Genomic DNA, 16104 nt, shown 5'->3' with positions numbered 1-16104 from the left:
CTACAACAATGTATAATATGCGCCCTTTAAATGTTGACTTGTCGTATTGATGTGGGGTTGTGAGTGAAAGCATTGCTGAAACAGCATGGTGTAATTTTTATTCTTCTAAGTATGCTAACCGGGTTAATGGGGGCATTCGTTAACCCATTGATGAGCTTATTTATTGTAGAAGGGCTGCGAGCACCCCCTATGTACTTAGGTGTTTATGTGGTGGCGGTCACCATTATGGGGTTAGTTATCAGTCAGTGGCTAGGTAGCATGGCTGATAAAGGCACCAGTGCGCGAAAGTTATTTATGGTGGCTGTATCGGGTATGGTGTGTGCGTTAGTGGCCTTTGCGAATGCTACTGCATTTTGGCAAGTCTTGCTCGCAGGCGTGTTGTTTCTTGCGATGGGTAATGCGGCAATTCCGCAAATGATGACCGTGGCAAGACAATGGGCTGGGCGTCAACAGAACATCGACATCACCAGTTTTAATTCCCGTTTACGTGCTGCTATTTCCTTTGCTTGGGTGGGCGGTCCGCCACTTGGTTATTTGTTAGCCGCTGGAGGCGAGTTTAGCCGCTCGTTTTACTTTGCTGCGGTGTGTGCCTTGGTTGCTCTTATTTTTGCATTTAAGTTTATTCCTGACTACAGCGCTAAGAAATCACAAAATGGCTCAGAGCCTGCAGCCGCAGCGAGTTTATCATTTTGGTTGTTGGGCTTAGCTATTATGCTTGGTTCAACGGGCAATATTATGTATTCATCGGCACTGCCGCTTTATAGCATTACTGAACTAGGATTCGCTGAACATACGCCTGGGCTGTTTATGGGTGTAGTGGCGCTGTTAGAAATTCCTATCATGCTGTATGGGGCTAAGCTTGCTAAAAAATACAGTAAAGTCGCGATGCTTGCGGTGGCATTTTGTTGTGCCATTGTATTTTATTTAGGAGTGTTTTTTGCCACTCAAGTTTGGCATTTGATCGCGTTACAAGTATTGAATGGGCTGTTTTACGGTATTTTTGCGGGCATTGGCTTAACCGTATTACAAGATCAGCTCCCCGAACGAATAGGGTTTACCTCAGCGTTTTACACGAACGCCATTAAACTGGGTGTTATGTGCGGGGCAGGGGCAACTGGGGTTGTTGCACAGTTTTATAGTTTTAGGTTTGCAACACTTGGCTCAATGCTAGCAGCCAGTTTGGCCCTTGGGTGCTTAATACTATTTAGTTATGTAAAACGAAATGAGCAGCAACCTAGTCAAGTACAGCACCCTCTTGTTACTGTTGGTAAGAACACATAAACGCAAAAAGCCCAGTAAACACTGGGCTAAAACGAGGGAGGAGAGTAATTAATAGAAAGAGTATTTTAAAGTAAGCGACGTTGTACGGCCGTTGATAGTACGGGCACGAATAATGTCGTTATCTGGTACTGAGCCTTCTTCTGCTTCTGTGATACCTACGGTGTCGAACAGGTTGTTCACGTTAAGCGATAGACTTAAGTTTTCAGATAGATTGTAACTTACAAAGCCATTCACTTGTGTGTAGCCATCAAACTCAAGGTCGTTACTGTCTTGTGCGTAAGCATCTGTTGTACCAATAAAGCTTAGGCCAGCAGCACCTTTGTCAAAGTTGTAAGTTGCCATTAATGAGTAAATAAGGTCAGCTTGACGACGTGGTGTATTACCGACTAACTCTGGCGATAACGCATCTTTAGCAATTTCTGCGTCTGTCCAAGTAAAGTTACCACGGAAATCCCAATCACCTATGTAGTAGGTTGATTCAACCTCAATACCTTTTGCTTCGTACTCGCGGTCAAAGAACTTTTGTGATGTTGCTTCGAAGTTTTGCTCTTCTGTTTCTGCGTAGAATGCAGTTGCAAATACTGATAGCGAATCAAAACGTTTTTTCACGCCGATTTCGTATTGGTTTACTTCATCAATTGCATCGGCTTCTGCAACTGAGCCATCTGCGTCTACTTTACCAAATAATAAGCGGTCTGCATTCGCGCGGCCGCCTTTACTTAAGCGGGCAAATGCCGCAAAGCTTGGATCAATTTGGTAGTTCGCACCAATTGAGTATGAGCTGTAGTGCCAGTCGTAGTTAACAATGCTTGGGTTCGCGTTATCAATACCAGCAACACTTTGCTCAGGAATTGAGATGGTACCGTCGCCATTCATATCAATTGTTGATGTTACTGCACCTGCGTAGTTACCGCGTGCTTCACCTGAATCATAGCGAGCACTTGCATCAATGCTTAAATCGCCAAACTTAGTGGCTAAGTTAATGTAAGGTGCGCGTGTTTCGTATTCTGTGTCGTAGTTACGTTGACAGCAGTTACCCCAGTAAGGTGTACCATAAGCGTACAAGCCATTATCTGAGTAGCTGTCGCCATTTGCAGCGTAAACGTCAAGTAATGCCGCGTTGTCGCCTTTTAGCTCCATAACATATGAGTTCCAAAGCCACGACATATCAATCGATTGGCTTGATGCAAAGTAACCAAATGTAACGCTAGTGTCATCAGAGAACGACTTAGTTAACTTAAGATCATTAACAATTGAGCCCATGTCGTTGAGCGTTACATCGAATGTATGAATACGCATTGCTAAATCGTCATCGCCATAGGCTTCGCCTGCTGAACCACCATTTGCATAAACCAGCGATGCACCATCACCAGCAATACTAGAAGCAATAGAGCTTGCACTTGCAACTTCAGCTGGAATAAGAGAAATAAAGTTACCGCTTACTGATGACGTTCTAAAGCGGTTTTCGATGCGCCAGTCGTTTTCTAAATCAAATGCTGCTTCAAAACCTACTGAGGTAACAACTGGGTTCATACCATCGGTCATATCGCCCGTGCTGATTTGGTTATCACCATTTAAACGCAGAGTTTGTGTGAAAAGAGCAGAATGCGGCGTATCTGATTGCGCATCGAAACCTGGGATTGAATCGCCATCTGAGTACATAGGCATAGGTAGGTAACCTACGCTTTTATCATCGAGGTGTTTAAAGTACACACGCACATAACCAGCATCAAATTCTTTCGTTAGGTTTGCCTTAATTTGGCCACCTTTATTAGATGTATAACCAGTTTCACGCGGGCCTTCGCCTTGGCGAACAAAGCCACCAATGTGATAGCGCACACTGTCGTTTAGGTAAGTACCATACTCAAAGTCCGTACGAATAGAGTCATAATCAAGGCCAACAGTGGTTGATACACTGCCTGATTCGTTCTCACCTGTTTTTGAAATAAAGTTGATGATACCACCTGGGGCATCACTTGCTGCAGTTGATGCTGAGCCACCACGGATTGATTCAACACTTTGCACTGTTGAATCTAAGCGCATGAAGATATCTGCGTTACCAAAGGCAATATCGCCAAACTGCATAACAGGTAAGCCATCTTCTTGTAGTTGCAAGAATTTAGCACCGCCCGATGCAACCGGTAAACCACGTACCGCGATATTTGCGTTACCTTCACCGCCTGTTGATTCTGAACGTACACCCGGAATTGTTCTGAAGGCTTCTGCAGTAGAACGTGGTGTTGATACTTCAATTTCAGCTAATGTCACACTGCTAACCGATGAGCTTGATGCCATGATGGTTGTACGGCGTGGTACACCGGTTACAACGATAGTTTCAAGACCGCTTTTTTTAGCCTCAGGTTGTGCTTGCTCTTCGGCGTGTAAGTTTTGGCTTACTGCTAATGCAAGCGCGCTTAATGTATAAAGGGCATGTTTGTGTGTTGTCATAATGTGCCTCGTCTCAATCCCAGATGGTTTGTTGTCTAAATTGTTTTCTTAATCGATTAAGTTAAGATAACAATAATTTTACACAGTGCAAGTCTTTTTAGTGAAAAACTTGCACGATTTATGTTCGATAATTGATTTTTAACGATTTTTATTTAGTGGCTTAATGCACTGTGCTGCGCTAACGCTTGCTCAGCAGGGTTACGTAAGTAGTTATATAGCATGGCTAAAAACAGTAAACATGCGAAGCCTGTTGCGAGATAAAAGCCGTAACGAATGTGGCCAAAGTAGTCACTGATCACACCCATTAATAATGGGCCTGCTGCCGCAGAAAGGGCGGTAAAAAACAAAATAACTCCAGCTACCGCACCGTGTTGCTGCACCGCAAAGCAAGAAATACCTTTTGAGTTTAAAGTTGGGTAGATCATCGACATGAACAGCCCAGATAAAGGGAGTAAGAACACTGCCCAATCAACGCCACCGAAGATTAAGCCTAAATAACACAGTGCAATTCCTAAGCTTAAATACAGCATCGCCGCTTGCCAGCTTAAGTGATTTAATAGCCATACCGCTAAAAACCGCCCCGCAGCGCGTAAAATGAAAAATAAGGTCAGTGCATAGGTTGCCAGTAATTGCCACGGGCCGTCGTAATCGCCAAGTAGAGTAGGCATCCAAACGTATATTGCTACTTCGGTTGCAACATAAAGGGCAATTGCTAATGAAAAGCCCAGTGCATAAGGGTTTTTCATCATGCTCATGGTGGTTGCAAGAGAGGCCGGTTTTGCGTGTTCTTCTAGCTTTTTAGGTTTAGGGTAATCTGCACGCCAAGCAATTATGGTTAAAATCAAACATAAAACCCCAGCGATAACATAAAGGTAGGTCCAGCTAACCTGTTGGGTGATTAAAAAGCTGACAAGGGCAGGGCCTACAATGGCGCCAACACCAAAGAAACCTTCGACCAAATTCATGGTTTTTGTGTGCTCTAAATTGTTTGTAGAAATATCACCTAACAGTGCCAAAGCACCGGTTTTAAATAGGCCAATAGCAAGACCAATACAGCTAAGCAGCACTACAAATACGCTAAAACTACTGCTAACAGCAAATAGAAAACAACAAATGGTGAAGATGCCGAGTCCTAGCATGATGGTTTGTTTGCGGCCAAAGCTGTCGGCCAAAAAGCCTAAAAACAGGCCACTAAAAGCAATAAGTGCCATCGGTGCATAATGGAAAGCACTGGCTTGGGTCATGCTTAAATTAAATTCTTCGATAAGCTCAGGTATGATCATACCAACCGCATCAGAGGTCATCGCAAACATAAAAAACATCATGTATGTCAGCCATCTAATGGTTTGCAAAGGATCGTGTGTTCTATTCATTGTTGTATCCCCACCGAAAGGTCTGCGCCTTTACTATGTATATTAGTGTATAAAAACTATAAAAACTGCTTGAATAATTTGCTGTCGTGGTTAAAGATATATCTTAATCGATTAAGTTTCAACTTGGTATTAACAATTATGATCAACAATAAAGTGCAATTAATCACCTACGCAGACCGTATTACTGGTCAAGGTATTGATGAATTAAGTAATTTATTAAATGGCCCACTTAACAATGTGTTTGCAGGTGTACATTTGTTGCCATTTTATAATCCGATTGATGGCAGTGATGCTGGCTTTGATCCTATTGATCATAGTGAAGTAGACTCGCGCCTTGGTAGCTGGGACGATATAAAAGTCCTTGGTGCAAACTATGACTTAATGGCTGACTTAATTGTTAACCATGTTTCAGCACAATCTTTCCAATTTAAAGATGTACTCGCTAAAGGCAAGCAATCTGAATTTTGGGATTTATTTCTAACCAAAGATGATGTATTCCCAAATGGCATGTCTGAGGCTGAACAACAAGCGATTTATCGTCCGCGCCCAGGTAGCTGCTTTACACCTATTGCGTGTGGTGACGGCCAAACCTATGATTTTTGGACCACTTTTACCGATAACCAAATTGATATCAATGTGAAATCAACGGCGGGTATCGAGTATTTAGATACGGTGCTTGGCAAATTTGCTGATAATAATGTCAATATTATTCGTTTAGATGCGGCAGGCTATGCGATTAAAGAAGCTGGCACAAACTGCTTTATGTTGGATGAAACTTTTGAGTATTTAAATAAGCTTTCGGCACAAGCTAATGAAGCGGGTATGGAAACCATTGCCGAGATCCACAGCCATTTCCAAACTCAGGTTGAAGTCGCAAAGCGTGTAAATATGGTTTACGACTTTGCTTTACCACCCCTTATTTTACACAGCTTGTTTAGCAATGATGCGCAAGCATTACTGAATTGGCTAACTATTTCGCCGCGTAACTGTTTAACGGTGCTTGATACTCATGATGGCATTGGCATCATTGACGCAGGCCCGATGGGTGATAAACCGGGCTTATTAGACGCTGCGCAAATTGATAACTTGGTTGAAACCATTCATGAAAAGAGCGAAGGGCAAAGCCGCCTAGCGACTGGTGCAGCAGCAAGTAATGTCGATTTATATCAAGTAAACTGCACATATTACAATGCCTTGGGTGCAGATGACTTTGATTACTTATTAGCGCGTGCGATTCAGTTCTTCGCACCAGGTATTCCACAAGTTTATTATGGTGGCCTGTTCGCTTGTGAGAACGATATGGAATTATTGGCTCGTACCAATGTAGGTCGTGATATCAATCGCCCTTATTTAAATGCGCAAGACATTGATGCTGCGCTTGCTAAACCTGTGGTGAAAGGTTTAATCAAGCTGATTCAATTACGTAATGAGCATCCAGCTTTTAACGGTGAGTTTATTGCTAAAGGTGAAGGCAGTGTGTGCCGTTTAAGCTGGCATGATGATACCAGCTCAATCGAGTTAAAAGTTGACTTTGCTAGCCGTGAAGTGATCATTGTTGATCACCGTGAAGGCGAACAAAGTATTGATGATTTGGCTGACTTTTTAGCTTAACTACTTTGACCCAATTGCAGTTGATAGTCGATTTCGGCTGTTTGCTGCTCTTTCGATAGAAACAAGGTCGCAGCAATACGGCCTTTTTCTTCGCTATTTTGATGAACAGTTGTGAGTTTTGGCACAAATCGTTGGCCTTCATCGATGCCATCAAAGCCAACAATTCTGACATCTTCAGGAACCGATAAGCCCATTTTTAATGCTTCGCGCATGGCGGCAAGGGCGATCAAATCACTCATACATAACAATACGTTTGGCCTTGGTGTACTGTTAAGTGCTTCTTTGGCGGCAATGCTTGCAAAGCGCTCGCTGCTTTCTGGTATATTCCATGTTCTATCATCACCCAGGGTGATGCCAGCATCGCTGATTGCTTGGTGATAACCGCGCAGTCGTTGATGAGCAATCGACTGACCTGCTTCAAACTCATGGTGTTCGTATACTCGGCATAATACGTCGTTATCGAGTAAACGCAGGCCTAAAATAGCAACCCGATCATCATTTTTGTGAAGTGCATGTTTGGCAATATCAAAGCTGGCTTGTTGGTTGTTTACGTTTACTGAGGCATCGCGACCGATATTAAAATCAACCGTTACCACATGTTTGGCAACCTGTTTTAATTGCTCAACAAGTTGCTTATTACGTGGGCGGCCGTAGCAAATAAAACCATCTACAAAGTCGACAACGCTATTTAGGTTATCGCTGTTGCCTGAAAATAATAAAAGGTTAATACCATTTTTTTCGAGCACCGCTGACACACCGCGCATAAAGCTGCTAGCAACCGGGTCAGATATCATATATTCAACGCTGTCTGGTAATACTAACGCAACAATATTAAAGGTGCCTCGGCGCAACGATTGTGCCGCCTTGTTAGGGCCAAAATAGCCAAGCTTTTTACAGGCCGCCAAAATCTCTTCGCGGCGTGCTTTCGATAATTGATCAGGGCGGTTAAACGCATTTGATACAGTGGCATTTGAAACACCTAACTCTTGGGCAATACTTTTCAGCGTCCAACTTTTTGGCTTTGTCATTGTAGCTTCTTAATCGATTTACTTAATTGTAAATTACCATATAAAGAGTCGAAAAAAAGTGTTTTTAGTTATAAAAATAGGCGTACCATAAAAGAATGAGTACGAGGGTGAGAAAAAGGCGAGTAGCGAGTGATTTCTAAGTTACCAAAATGGGTTGAGATTGGCGCATTTATTTTGGCGCTGGTGGCTGGATGTGTGAATGCGGTTGGTTTACTTAGCTTTGAGCATCAAGCGGTGTCGCATTTATCGGGAACTGCCACCTTGCTTAGCACAGAACTCATGCATGGCAATAGCCTTGATGCTTTACATTTATTAGGTGTATTACTGTCATTTTTAGTTGGGTCTGGTATTGCTGGTTTTTTGCTACATAGTTCAGCACTTAAACTAGGTCGTCATTACGACACGGCATTGCTGATCGAAGCAGGGCTTTTACTGGGCGCACTTTGGTTATTATTTAATGGCTCGGGCTATGGACATTTTTTAGCGTCTGCGGCATGTGGGTTACAAAACGCCTTGGCAACAACTTACAGTGGTGCAATTGTGCGTACTACCCATGTTACGGGTATTTTTACTGATTTAGGTATTATGTTTGGTCGGGTTTTACGTGGCGAGGCGCTTGATAAACGTAAGGCTAAGCTGTTCGGCCTAATCATTATTGGCTTTATATTTGGTGGCTTAGCAGGGGCGTGGTTATTTGCAAAAATGACCTTTGCGGCGCTTTATGTACCAAGTGCCATTTGTATTTTACTCGCCTTAACCTATCGCGTTTATTCTCATCGCAATCCAGAACTTAATGATTAGCGATACTTTTTGGGGTTGCGCCAAAGGCCTGTTTAAATACACGGCTAAAATGACTTGGGTTATTAAAGCCTAATTGGTAACAAACTTGGCTAATCGCCTCGCCTTTCTCGAGCAATTTATACGCTTTTTGTAAGCGTAATTGTTGTTGCCAAAGAGCGGGCGTAACACCAAAGGCTAGTTTAAATTGCTGATAAAATTTACTGCGGCTCATACAGGCTATTTTACATAACACATCAATATCAATATTCTCAGCAAGGTGCTGTTCTATATAACTAATTACATGACTTAACGGGGTTGCGAGCTTGCCTTGCTTACAACTTGCAATCATTAAATCTCGGCTTTGCTGCTGTAACAGGCGGGTTATGAGTTCATTAAGTGATAAATCAATTAAGTAATCGCGGTGTTGTTCATTTTCGCTAAATAGGGTGATCATCCGCTCAAGCAGTTGCTGAGTTTGCGGGTTATGCTGGGCGTGCACTAACTTGGTTTGATATTGAAAAAAGTCATCCTGGGTAATTTGCTGGTTAAAATTAAGAGCATCAACTACTTGGCTTATTTTATCGGTACTGATTTCAATCGCTAAACAGGTTGTTGGCTGATTGAGAGATGCATTGGGAAAGTCTATTAGCACCCCTTGCTCTGGGGCAAGTACAAATGATTGGTTTGGTAAAAACTCTTCATGATAATCACTGTCGGCAACATGCATGATTTTTTTACCGCTGATCATGCCACAAAATAATAATTCAGTGGAATGTAACGCCACTTTTTGGGCATCTAAATAGGTGTCGTAAATACTTAATTCGGCATGTTCGCCCGCAAAACTGACTTTATTTTCAATAAGCACATCAATACGTTGTCGTTTTTTATCTAAACTTCTGCTACTAACTGATGTGTTCATTGTTGCCTCGCTGTCGTCCTAAATTCTGGACAAATAGTCAAAAAGTCTGGACTAGGAATCAAGTGTGTTTTCAGTAACTGAGCTAACTTCAATTGTTAGCGGTTCATTAAACAATAACCTACCGCATAATTTAGTCAATGCTAAATAAAACACAACAATTTGAAGAGAGAACACATTATGATTTATGCAAATCCAGGCAGTGAAGGTGCAAAAGTTAACTTTAAAGCGCAGTATGAGAATTATATTGGTGGCCAGTGGGTTGCCCCTGTAAAAGGAGAATACTTTGAAAACATTAGTCCAGTAAACGGCAAAGTGTTTTGTAAAGTACCTCGTTCATCAAAAGAAGATATCGAGCTGGCACTTGATAAAGCCCACGATGCAAAAGCGGCATGGGGAACAACGTCGGTTACCGAGCGTAGCAATATCTTATTAAAAATTGCTGATCGCATTGAACAAAACCTAGAAATGCTGGCAGTGGCCGAAACCTGGGATAACGGTAAAGCAATCCGTGAAACACTTGCGGCAGACGTGCCACTCGCGGCTGATCACTTTCGCTATTTCGCAGGTTGTGTGCGTGCGCAAGAAGGTTCAATCGGTGAGATAGACGAAACCACGGTTGCCTATCATTTTCATGAGCCACTGGGTGTAGTAGGGCAAATTATTCCTTGGAACTTTCCATTGTTAATGGCGGCGTGGAAACTTGCACCAGCCCTTGCTGCGGGTAACTGTATTGTTTTAAAACCAGCTGAACAAACGCCTACATCTATATTAGTGTTGCTTGAAGTGATTGGTGATTTATTGCCTGCAGGTGTTCTAAATGTGGTTAACGGCTATGGTAAAGAAGCAGGCGAAGCGCTGGCAACCAGTACTCGAATTGCGAAGATTGCCTTTACAGGCTCAACGCCAGTGGGTTCACATATTTTAAAATGCGCTGCTGATAATATTATTCCTTCGACGGTTGAGCTAGGTGGTAAATCACCAAATATCTTCTTTAACGATGTCATGGAAAAAGACGATGAGTTTTTGAGTAAAGCGATTGAAGGGGCTGTACTTGCGTACTTTAACCAAGGTGAAGTGTGTACGTGTCCATCGCGTTTATTTATTCAAGAAGATATTTATGAGCAATTTATTGAGCGTGTTCTTGCCCGAACTCTACAAATTAAACGGGGTAATCCACTTGATACCGAAACTATGGTGGGTGCTCAAGCATCACAAGCTCAGTTTGATAAGATCCTAAGCTACATCGAAATTGGTAAACAAGAAGGGGCCGAAGTTCTCGCTGGCGGCGAAGTCGAGCAACTGTCTGATGAGTTTAATGGCGGTTACTACATTCAACCAACGCTATTAAAAGGCACTAACGACATGCGCGTGTTCCAAGAAGAGATTTTTGGCCCGGTTATTTCAATGTCGACTTTTAAAGATGAAGACGAAGCGTTAGCCCTTGCTAATAGTTCTGAGTTTGGCTTAGGTGCTGGTGTATGGAGTCGAAACATGAACCGTGCTTATCACTTTGGTCGTAAGATTGAAGCGGGCCGTGTTTGGACCAACTGCTATCACATGTACCCAGCACACGCTGCGTTTGGTGGTTATAAAAAGTCAGGCATAGGCCGCGAAACACATAAACTTGCCCTTGATCATTACCAACAAACTAAAAACCTATTAGTAAGTTACAGTGAGAATCCACTGGGCTTCTTCTAAAAGCAATTTCTTATTGTTGTCGAAACTACCCAAACGCCACATCTAGTGGCGTTTTTATTTTATAACGGGCATAAAAAAGCCAGGCGAACACACAAGCCAGGCTTTTCGACAACAATTTGGTGGAGTCACCGCGTGTGCAGTGACTCGGAATAAAAAAGCTTAGAGAACACACAAACTAAGCTTTTGACAACAATTTGGTGAGTCACCGCGTGTGCGATGACTCGGAATAAAAAAGCTTAGAGAACACACAAACTAAGCTTTTGACAACAATTTGGTGAGTCACCGCGTGTGCGATGACTCGGAATAAAAAAGCTTAGAGAACACACAAACTAAGCTTTTGACAACAATTTGGTTGAGTCACCACGTATGCAGTGACTCGGTATATAAAAAAGCCCAGAGAACACACAAGCTAGACTTTTTGTGACAACAATTCGGTTAGCGCAAACACGCTCAATGGTGTGAAGCTGTTTAGCTTAAAAGCGCTGATGAGTTAACTTTAGAGTAATCCTTCTAATTCGACAAACGATTAAAATAAACCTGATAGATGAATTTTTTTAATCTATTAGCATGTGAAGTACTTTTTATTGCCACAACAATGCCTTAGTGATTAAATAGGGTGTTTTTTAAACATAATAATTATTTAAAATGGATTTTTATGAAACGCTTGACGCTTTACTTATCACTCATCTTTACAGCTCTAAACTTTAGCCCTTTTGGTGTTAATCTATGTCGCGCCGATGAGGGGCGTACAGTCACTCACTCTGAAATTAATTGGTCTGAACTTGCTATAAAAGATGTTGAAGCGGCTTATCAATTATCGGTTATCAATCACCCAGGGATGCATGATGCACGTAACCCTGGTTTTGCTAAACAGCTTGAAAAAGCAAAGCAAGAAGGCTTAAAGCTGGCTGTAAAAGCGCATAGTTCACAAGGTTTTGCTGCGGCTATTGCACGTTTTAGAACTGTACTACAAGATGGTCATGCGGGAGCGATTGATACCTTACCAAGTGAATTAAAACCACAAAGAAGTTGGCCGGGCTTTTCAACTGTATGGCGCGGTGATGCGTTAAAAGTGTATTACAGCGAATTAGATACAGTTGCCAAGGGCGATAAGCTCGTAAGCTGTGATAATACGGCAATTAATACTTTGCTCGTTGAACGTGTTTTTCGCTATTACGGCGAAGTTGAGCAACCTGGTAGTTGGTGGAATCATGGCTGGCGACTAACTATTGATGACGGAAACCCGTTTTTATCGCCACTTGAAAGCTGCACATTTGAAAAAGCCAACGGCTCTGTTTACAGCTTAAAGTTAAATTGGCGTATTAGGCCTGATGATGTCAGTGGTAAACTTAAACATGCTTACAACGGCGACAAGTTACCAATTGCGCTTAATTGGCCTTTAAAGGATATTGCGTGGATCAGTATGCCAACGTATGCACCCAATGAGCAGCAGCAAGCAGATTACCAAACGATGCTGAGCGCCATTGAACAGCAACATGATAAGTTAATGCAAGCTAAAGCTGTGGTGCTTGATCTTCGCCATAATCAAGGTGGCTCATCGATGTGGAGTGAGCAAATAGCCTCAGCACTTTGGGGTAGTGAACAGTTTAAATATGGCCGCTATGAGTTACACAAAAATACCCAAGTGTGGTGGCGTGCTTCTAAAGGCAATACTGACTATTTTGGCGATGTAGTCGCAAGCTATGATAAAGCTAGCCCTTGGTATCAATGGTTAAAGACGACTCACGAAAGTATGCAGGCGGCTTATGAAAAAGGTGAACATTTTTATGTTGAGATACCTGCAGCAGAGCAGCCAGCATTACCAAAAGACGCCAGCAAGTTTACTACACCGGTTTATGTGATTGTGCCAGGGCAATGTGCCAGCGCCTGTTTAGACGCACTTGATAGTTTTAAATTATTTGCAAACACACAGTTAGTTGGCGCACCAAGTAGTACCGATTCTACCTATATGGAAGTGAGGCTCGAAACCCTACCTTCAGGTTTTGCTAAAGTCATTCTGCCGATAAAGGTCTATGTGAACAGACCCCGAGAAAAAGGCTTTTATTATCAACCTGATATTCAATTCAATGAACTTGAATGGACAACGCAAGCGCTTGTTAAAATGATTGCTGAGTTGTAATTAAACAAGTTCTTCTTGCTTTTTTATATTATATGAATACGATCTATATACGTTTCATATATAGGTCACATGATGGGTATTGTCAAAATAAGCGATGAGCTACACGAAGAAATCCGTAAAGCAAGCACAGCGATGGTGCGCTCAATCAACTCACAATCTGAGTATTGGATTAAAATAGGGATGCTTGCAGAGCTTAACCCCACCATGACTTACAGCGATATTATCAAAGAGCAACTTCGTCAAGCTGATGTGAAGGCTAAGGATGTGAGTTATGAGTAAAGTTGTAATTAAAAATGCAGACGAAATTGCTTTGATGCGAGAGTCTGGTCGATTACTTGCTGATGTATTTGCTTATCTCGACCCTTTTGTAAAAGAGGGAGTGACGACAATGGAAATAAACGATCTCGTCGAACGCTACATTGTTGAGCAGTTACAAGCAAGGCCATCAAGTAAAGGGCAGTACGGCTACCCTTATGTACTAAATGCTTCTGTGAACGAGGTGGTATGTCATGGTTTTCCAAGCGAGAAGGGTATTTTAAAAGCAGGCGATATTGTGAATATTGATATCACTCTTGAGAAAAATGGCTATTTAGCTGACTCGAGCAAAATGTACTTAATTGGAGATGTATCGCCTTTAGCAAAGCGTTTGGTAGACACCACTCAGCAAGCTCTTTGGCACGCGATTAAAATGGTAAAACCAGGCGTGAGGCTGGGGGATATTGGTAATGCGATTGCAAACTTTGCTCATCAACATGGTTATAGTGTGGTTAAAGAATACTGTGGTCATGGTATCGGCCAGCAAATGCACGAAGAGCCACAGGTATTACATTATGGCAAGAAAAATACCGGGCTGGTATTAAAAGAGGGGATGACCTTTACAATTGAGCCAATGATCAATCAAGGGGCTGCTAAAGTAAAAACCAAGCCTGATGGCTGGACTGTGGTTACAAGAGATAAAAAGCTTTCTGCACAATGGGAGCACACTGTAGCGGTAACGGCTGAGGGGGTTGAAGTGTTGACCTTACGCGAAGAAGAGCAACACTTTTTAAAATAAATTGTGTGTTAACAGGCTAATTCAGCAACGGGCTCTTCTGCTAACCAGTTAAGGGCCGCTGTTTTTGACTTAAATACATTCATTATCAAGCCTGCTCGTTTATACAAATTGCAGTAGGTATCACTCAGCAAGCTACCGCCTTCAAGCCCATCTTTTATGACTAAGGCTGTTTTGGCTGGTGCAATGCCCTTACGCTTGAGCTCAACAAAATACACCATTAACTTTTCAAGTGCATCAGGGGTTGCCATACACGAATTTTTAAATTCAACTAATTCAAACCACTGGCCGTAATCAGCGTTGAGCTTATTGATGTAATCCTTTTGCATAAAAGAGTGCGCGTCAATAATCTCTTCATTGAAAGGACCTGTTGCGGTTGTTAAAAGTGTATTTTCACGTTGATAAAACTCAACAAGGCCGTGAGGTTTAAAGTTTTTGAATGGATAATGGTTTGTTGATACTTTTTTATGCATCCGTTCAATCCCTGAATGTTTATTGAGCTTTTGATAATAGCAGTGAAATCAACGAATTCAATCTTTTGGTTTGGATTTTCTTAAAAACTAGTGAAAAAGCACTGGTTTTGCTACCAGGTAGAACCTGCTTGAATGTATATAGCATTTTGTTCAGGACCATGGGCTACATCTAAACCAATGCTGATACCGTAATGTTCATCAATCAAATAGCGAAACCCTGCACCCACAGTATCAATGGTTTCAGCCTTTGATAAGTCAGAAAAGCTATCGGCTGCCCAGCCCATACCAGTAAACACATTGAGTTTTATTTTATGTGTGACTTTATAGCTTGCTTCAGCTTCAGTAACAAATACATCTAGGCCTTGATAACGCGTTGCTGACACCCCACGCAAGCTAATACTTGGCGGAATGTAAACCGGTAAGCGTTTCTCACCTCGATTATTAACCGAGTCATACTGCATACGTAAAGCAAAATTAAACTTATCGGTGTAACGCCAATAGTTTAAGGCGGTTAGCTTTAGACTGGTGTAATCAACCTTACTGCCAATAGCCTCATCAAAATATAAATATTCGGCCTTGTAATTAAAGCCACGTTCAGGGTTAAGCGGGTTATCTCGGCTATCGTATTCCAGTAGCGGACCGATACCTGACGTATTTACATCAAGTGAAAGGTGCTCCTTGATAATGTCGTTTTCAAGTAAAAAATCTTCGATAGGGTTATCGGCTAAGCTAATATCAACTTGGCGATAAATCTGTTTAAAACCGTAAAAGAAGTTACTATCGTCATAGCGTAACTTAAGATTTTGGAACACAGCAGGACCTTCAATATTTAACGATAATGGCGTGAGAAGCTTTATTTCGTCGAAGGTATAAAAATCAAGATTGATACTCGCCCAGCCAACAATCCCTTGATAGCGAATACGGTCTTCATCCCAAAACGTAATGTGACCAACAGCGCCGCCTTTGGTGCCATTTTTAGTGCCCACTAGGCCCACTAAACTAATGCTTTGTGGTAGGGTAGAGCCCTCTTTTTTCTTCTTTTTAGCCTTTTTCTCGTTGTCATGAAAAAAAAGGCCAACAACACCAAGGCCAGGCCCTACAGCTGGTTCTGTAATAAACGTCGGGATGGGCAAAAATGAAATAGGTTCATCAACTTTTTGTTGTTGATTGCTTAATTGTTGCTCGGCAGGTTTTATTGCATATTCATCGTAACTTGATGCAAAGCTTTCAGTGCTTAGTAAACTTACCGCCAACATATTTATTAGTACTACTTTTTTCACTTAATCCCTTACCCTGTAGTTT

The 16104-nt window shown here is 42.1% G+C and carries 13 protein-coding genes; 7 read left to right on the top strand and 6 right to left on the bottom strand.

The window, feature by feature from the left end; translation table 11 throughout:
* Nucleotides 1–63 precede the first annotated feature (63 nt).
* Entirely contained in the window at nucleotides 64–1281 is a 1218-nt protein-coding gene (locus AOG27_RS16005; protein ID WP_235523709.1) for a sugar efflux transporter, read from the top strand.
* Between the two features lie 48 nt (nucleotides 1282–1329).
* Here the strand turns inward: AOG27_RS16005 and AOG27_RS16000 are convergent, their stop codons facing one another.
* On the bottom strand, nucleotides 1330–3729 hold the full coding sequence (locus AOG27_RS16000; protein ID WP_054554009.1) for a TonB-dependent siderophore receptor: 2400 nt from the start codon (nucleotides 3727–3729) through the stop codon (nucleotides 1330–1332).
* A gap of 152 nt (nucleotides 3730–3881) precedes the next feature.
* Complete coding sequence (locus tag AOG27_RS15995) at nucleotides 3882–5102, bottom strand: MFS transporter (protein WP_054554008.1); 1221 nt, start codon at nucleotides 5100–5102, stop codon at nucleotides 3882–3884.
* Nucleotides 5103–5240: 138 nt separating this feature from the next.
* On the opposite strand from AOG27_RS15995, the gene gtfA reads away from it, so the two are divergent.
* Nucleotides 5241–6713 carry a sucrose phosphorylase gene (gene gtfA / locus AOG27_RS15990; protein ID WP_054554007.1) on the top strand — a complete coding sequence of 491 codons (1473 nt, stop codon included), beginning with the start codon at nucleotides 5241–5243 and terminating at the stop codon, nucleotides 6711–6713.
* Here gtfA and AOG27_RS15985 read toward each other — a convergent pair.
* The gene (locus AOG27_RS15985; protein ID WP_054554006.1) at nucleotides 6710–7741 is read right to left on the bottom strand and encodes a LacI family DNA-binding transcriptional regulator; all 1032 of its coding nucleotides are present in this window, start codon (nucleotides 7739–7741) and stop codon (nucleotides 6710–6712) included. The genes gtfA and AOG27_RS15985 overlap by 4 nt on opposite strands.
* 129 nt (nucleotides 7742–7870) lie before the next feature.
* On the opposite strand from AOG27_RS15985, the gene AOG27_RS15980 reads away from it, so the two are divergent.
* Nucleotides 7871–8542, top strand: a complete 672-nt coding sequence (locus AOG27_RS15980) for a YoaK family protein (RefSeq protein WP_054554005.1) — start codon at nucleotides 7871–7873, stop codon at nucleotides 8540–8542.
* Here AOG27_RS15980 and AOG27_RS15975 read toward each other — a convergent pair.
* Complete coding sequence (locus AOG27_RS15975; RefSeq protein ID WP_054554004.1) at nucleotides 8532–9440, bottom strand: AraC family transcriptional regulator; 909 nt, start codon at nucleotides 9438–9440, stop codon at nucleotides 8532–8534. The genes AOG27_RS15980 and AOG27_RS15975 overlap by 11 nt on opposite strands.
* Before the next feature lie 177 nt (nucleotides 9441–9617).
* Here AOG27_RS15975 and AOG27_RS15970 point away from each other — a divergent pair, with 177 nt between their 5' ends.
* From AOG27_RS15970 to map, 4 genes are all read left to right on the top strand, one after another.
* The gene (locus AOG27_RS15970) at nucleotides 9618–11138 is read left to right on the top strand and encodes an aldehyde dehydrogenase family protein (RefSeq protein ID WP_054554003.1); all 1521 of its coding nucleotides are present in this window, start codon (nucleotides 9618–9620) and stop codon (nucleotides 11136–11138) included.
* A 655-nt stretch (nucleotides 11139–11793) separates the two neighbouring features.
* Nucleotides 11794–13278 carry a S41 family peptidase gene (locus AOG27_RS15965; protein WP_054554002.1) on the top strand — a complete coding sequence of 495 codons (1485 nt, stop codon included), beginning with the start codon at nucleotides 11794–11796 and terminating at the stop codon, nucleotides 13276–13278.
* Between the two features lie 72 nt (nucleotides 13279–13350).
* Nucleotides 13351–13557 carry a ParD-like family protein gene (locus tag AOG27_RS15960; protein WP_054554001.1) on the top strand — a complete coding sequence of 69 codons (207 nt, stop codon included), beginning with the start codon at nucleotides 13351–13353 and terminating at the stop codon, nucleotides 13555–13557.
* Entirely contained in the window at nucleotides 13550–14332 is a 783-nt protein-coding gene (gene map, locus AOG27_RS15955) for a type I methionyl aminopeptidase (protein WP_054554000.1), read from the top strand. The genes AOG27_RS15960 and map overlap by 8 nt, the downstream gene beginning before the upstream one ends.
* 8 nt (nucleotides 14333–14340) lie before the next feature.
* Here the strand turns inward: map and AOG27_RS15950 are convergent, their stop codons facing one another.
* Together AOG27_RS15950 and AOG27_RS15945 are read right to left on the bottom strand one after the other, a co-directional pair.
* Nucleotides 14341–14802, bottom strand: coding sequence for a hypothetical protein (locus AOG27_RS15950; RefSeq protein WP_054553999.1), 462 nt, complete (start codon nucleotides 14800–14802; stop codon nucleotides 14341–14343).
* 110 nt (nucleotides 14803–14912) lie between these two features.
* Nucleotides 14913–16082, bottom strand: coding sequence for a BamA/TamA family outer membrane protein (locus tag AOG27_RS15945; protein WP_235523708.1), 1170 nt, complete (start codon nucleotides 16080–16082; stop codon nucleotides 14913–14915).
* Between the last annotated feature and the right edge of the window lie 22 nt (nucleotides 16083–16104).

Source organism: Pseudoalteromonas lipolytica (assembly GCF_001306915.1).
GTDB classification, from domain to species: Bacteria; Pseudomonadota; Gammaproteobacteria; order Enterobacterales; family Alteromonadaceae; genus Pseudoalteromonas; species Pseudoalteromonas simplex.
Note: the sequence above shows the minus strand (reverse complement) of the source record. Positions and strands in the feature narration are given on the sequence as shown.

Coding starts and splice junctions, on each gene's coding strand:
- AOG27_RS16000 (WP_054554009.1), bottom strand. CDS start 3,729: ATGACAACACACAAACATGCCCTTTATACATTAAGCGCGCTTGCATTA.
- AOG27_RS15995 (WP_054554008.1), bottom strand. CDS start 5,102: ATGAATAGAACACACGATCCTTTGCAAACCATTAGATGGCTGACATAC.
- gtfA (WP_054554007.1), top strand. CDS start 5,241: ATGATCAACAATAAAGTGCAATTAATCACCTACGCAGACCGTATTACT.
- AOG27_RS15985 (WP_054554006.1), bottom strand. CDS start 7,741: ATGACAAAGCCAAAAAGTTGGACGCTGAAAAGTATTGCCCAAGAGTTA.
- AOG27_RS15975 (WP_054554004.1), bottom strand. CDS start 9,440: ATGAACACATCAGTTAGTAGCAGAAGTTTAGATAAAAAACGACAACGT.
- AOG27_RS15970 (WP_054554003.1), top strand. CDS start 9,618: ATGATTTATGCAAATCCAGGCAGTGAAGGTGCAAAAGTTAACTTTAAA.
- AOG27_RS15965 (WP_054554002.1), top strand. CDS start 11,794: ATGAAACGCTTGACGCTTTACTTATCACTCATCTTTACAGCTCTAAAC.
- AOG27_RS15960 (WP_054554001.1), top strand. CDS start 13,351: ATGGGTATTGTCAAAATAAGCGATGAGCTACACGAAGAAATCCGTAAA.
- map (WP_054554000.1), top strand. CDS start 13,550: ATGAGTAAAGTTGTAATTAAAAATGCAGACGAAATTGCTTTGATGCGA.
- AOG27_RS15950 (WP_054553999.1), bottom strand. CDS start 14,802: ATGCATAAAAAAGTATCAACAAACCATTATCCATTCAAAAACTTTAAA.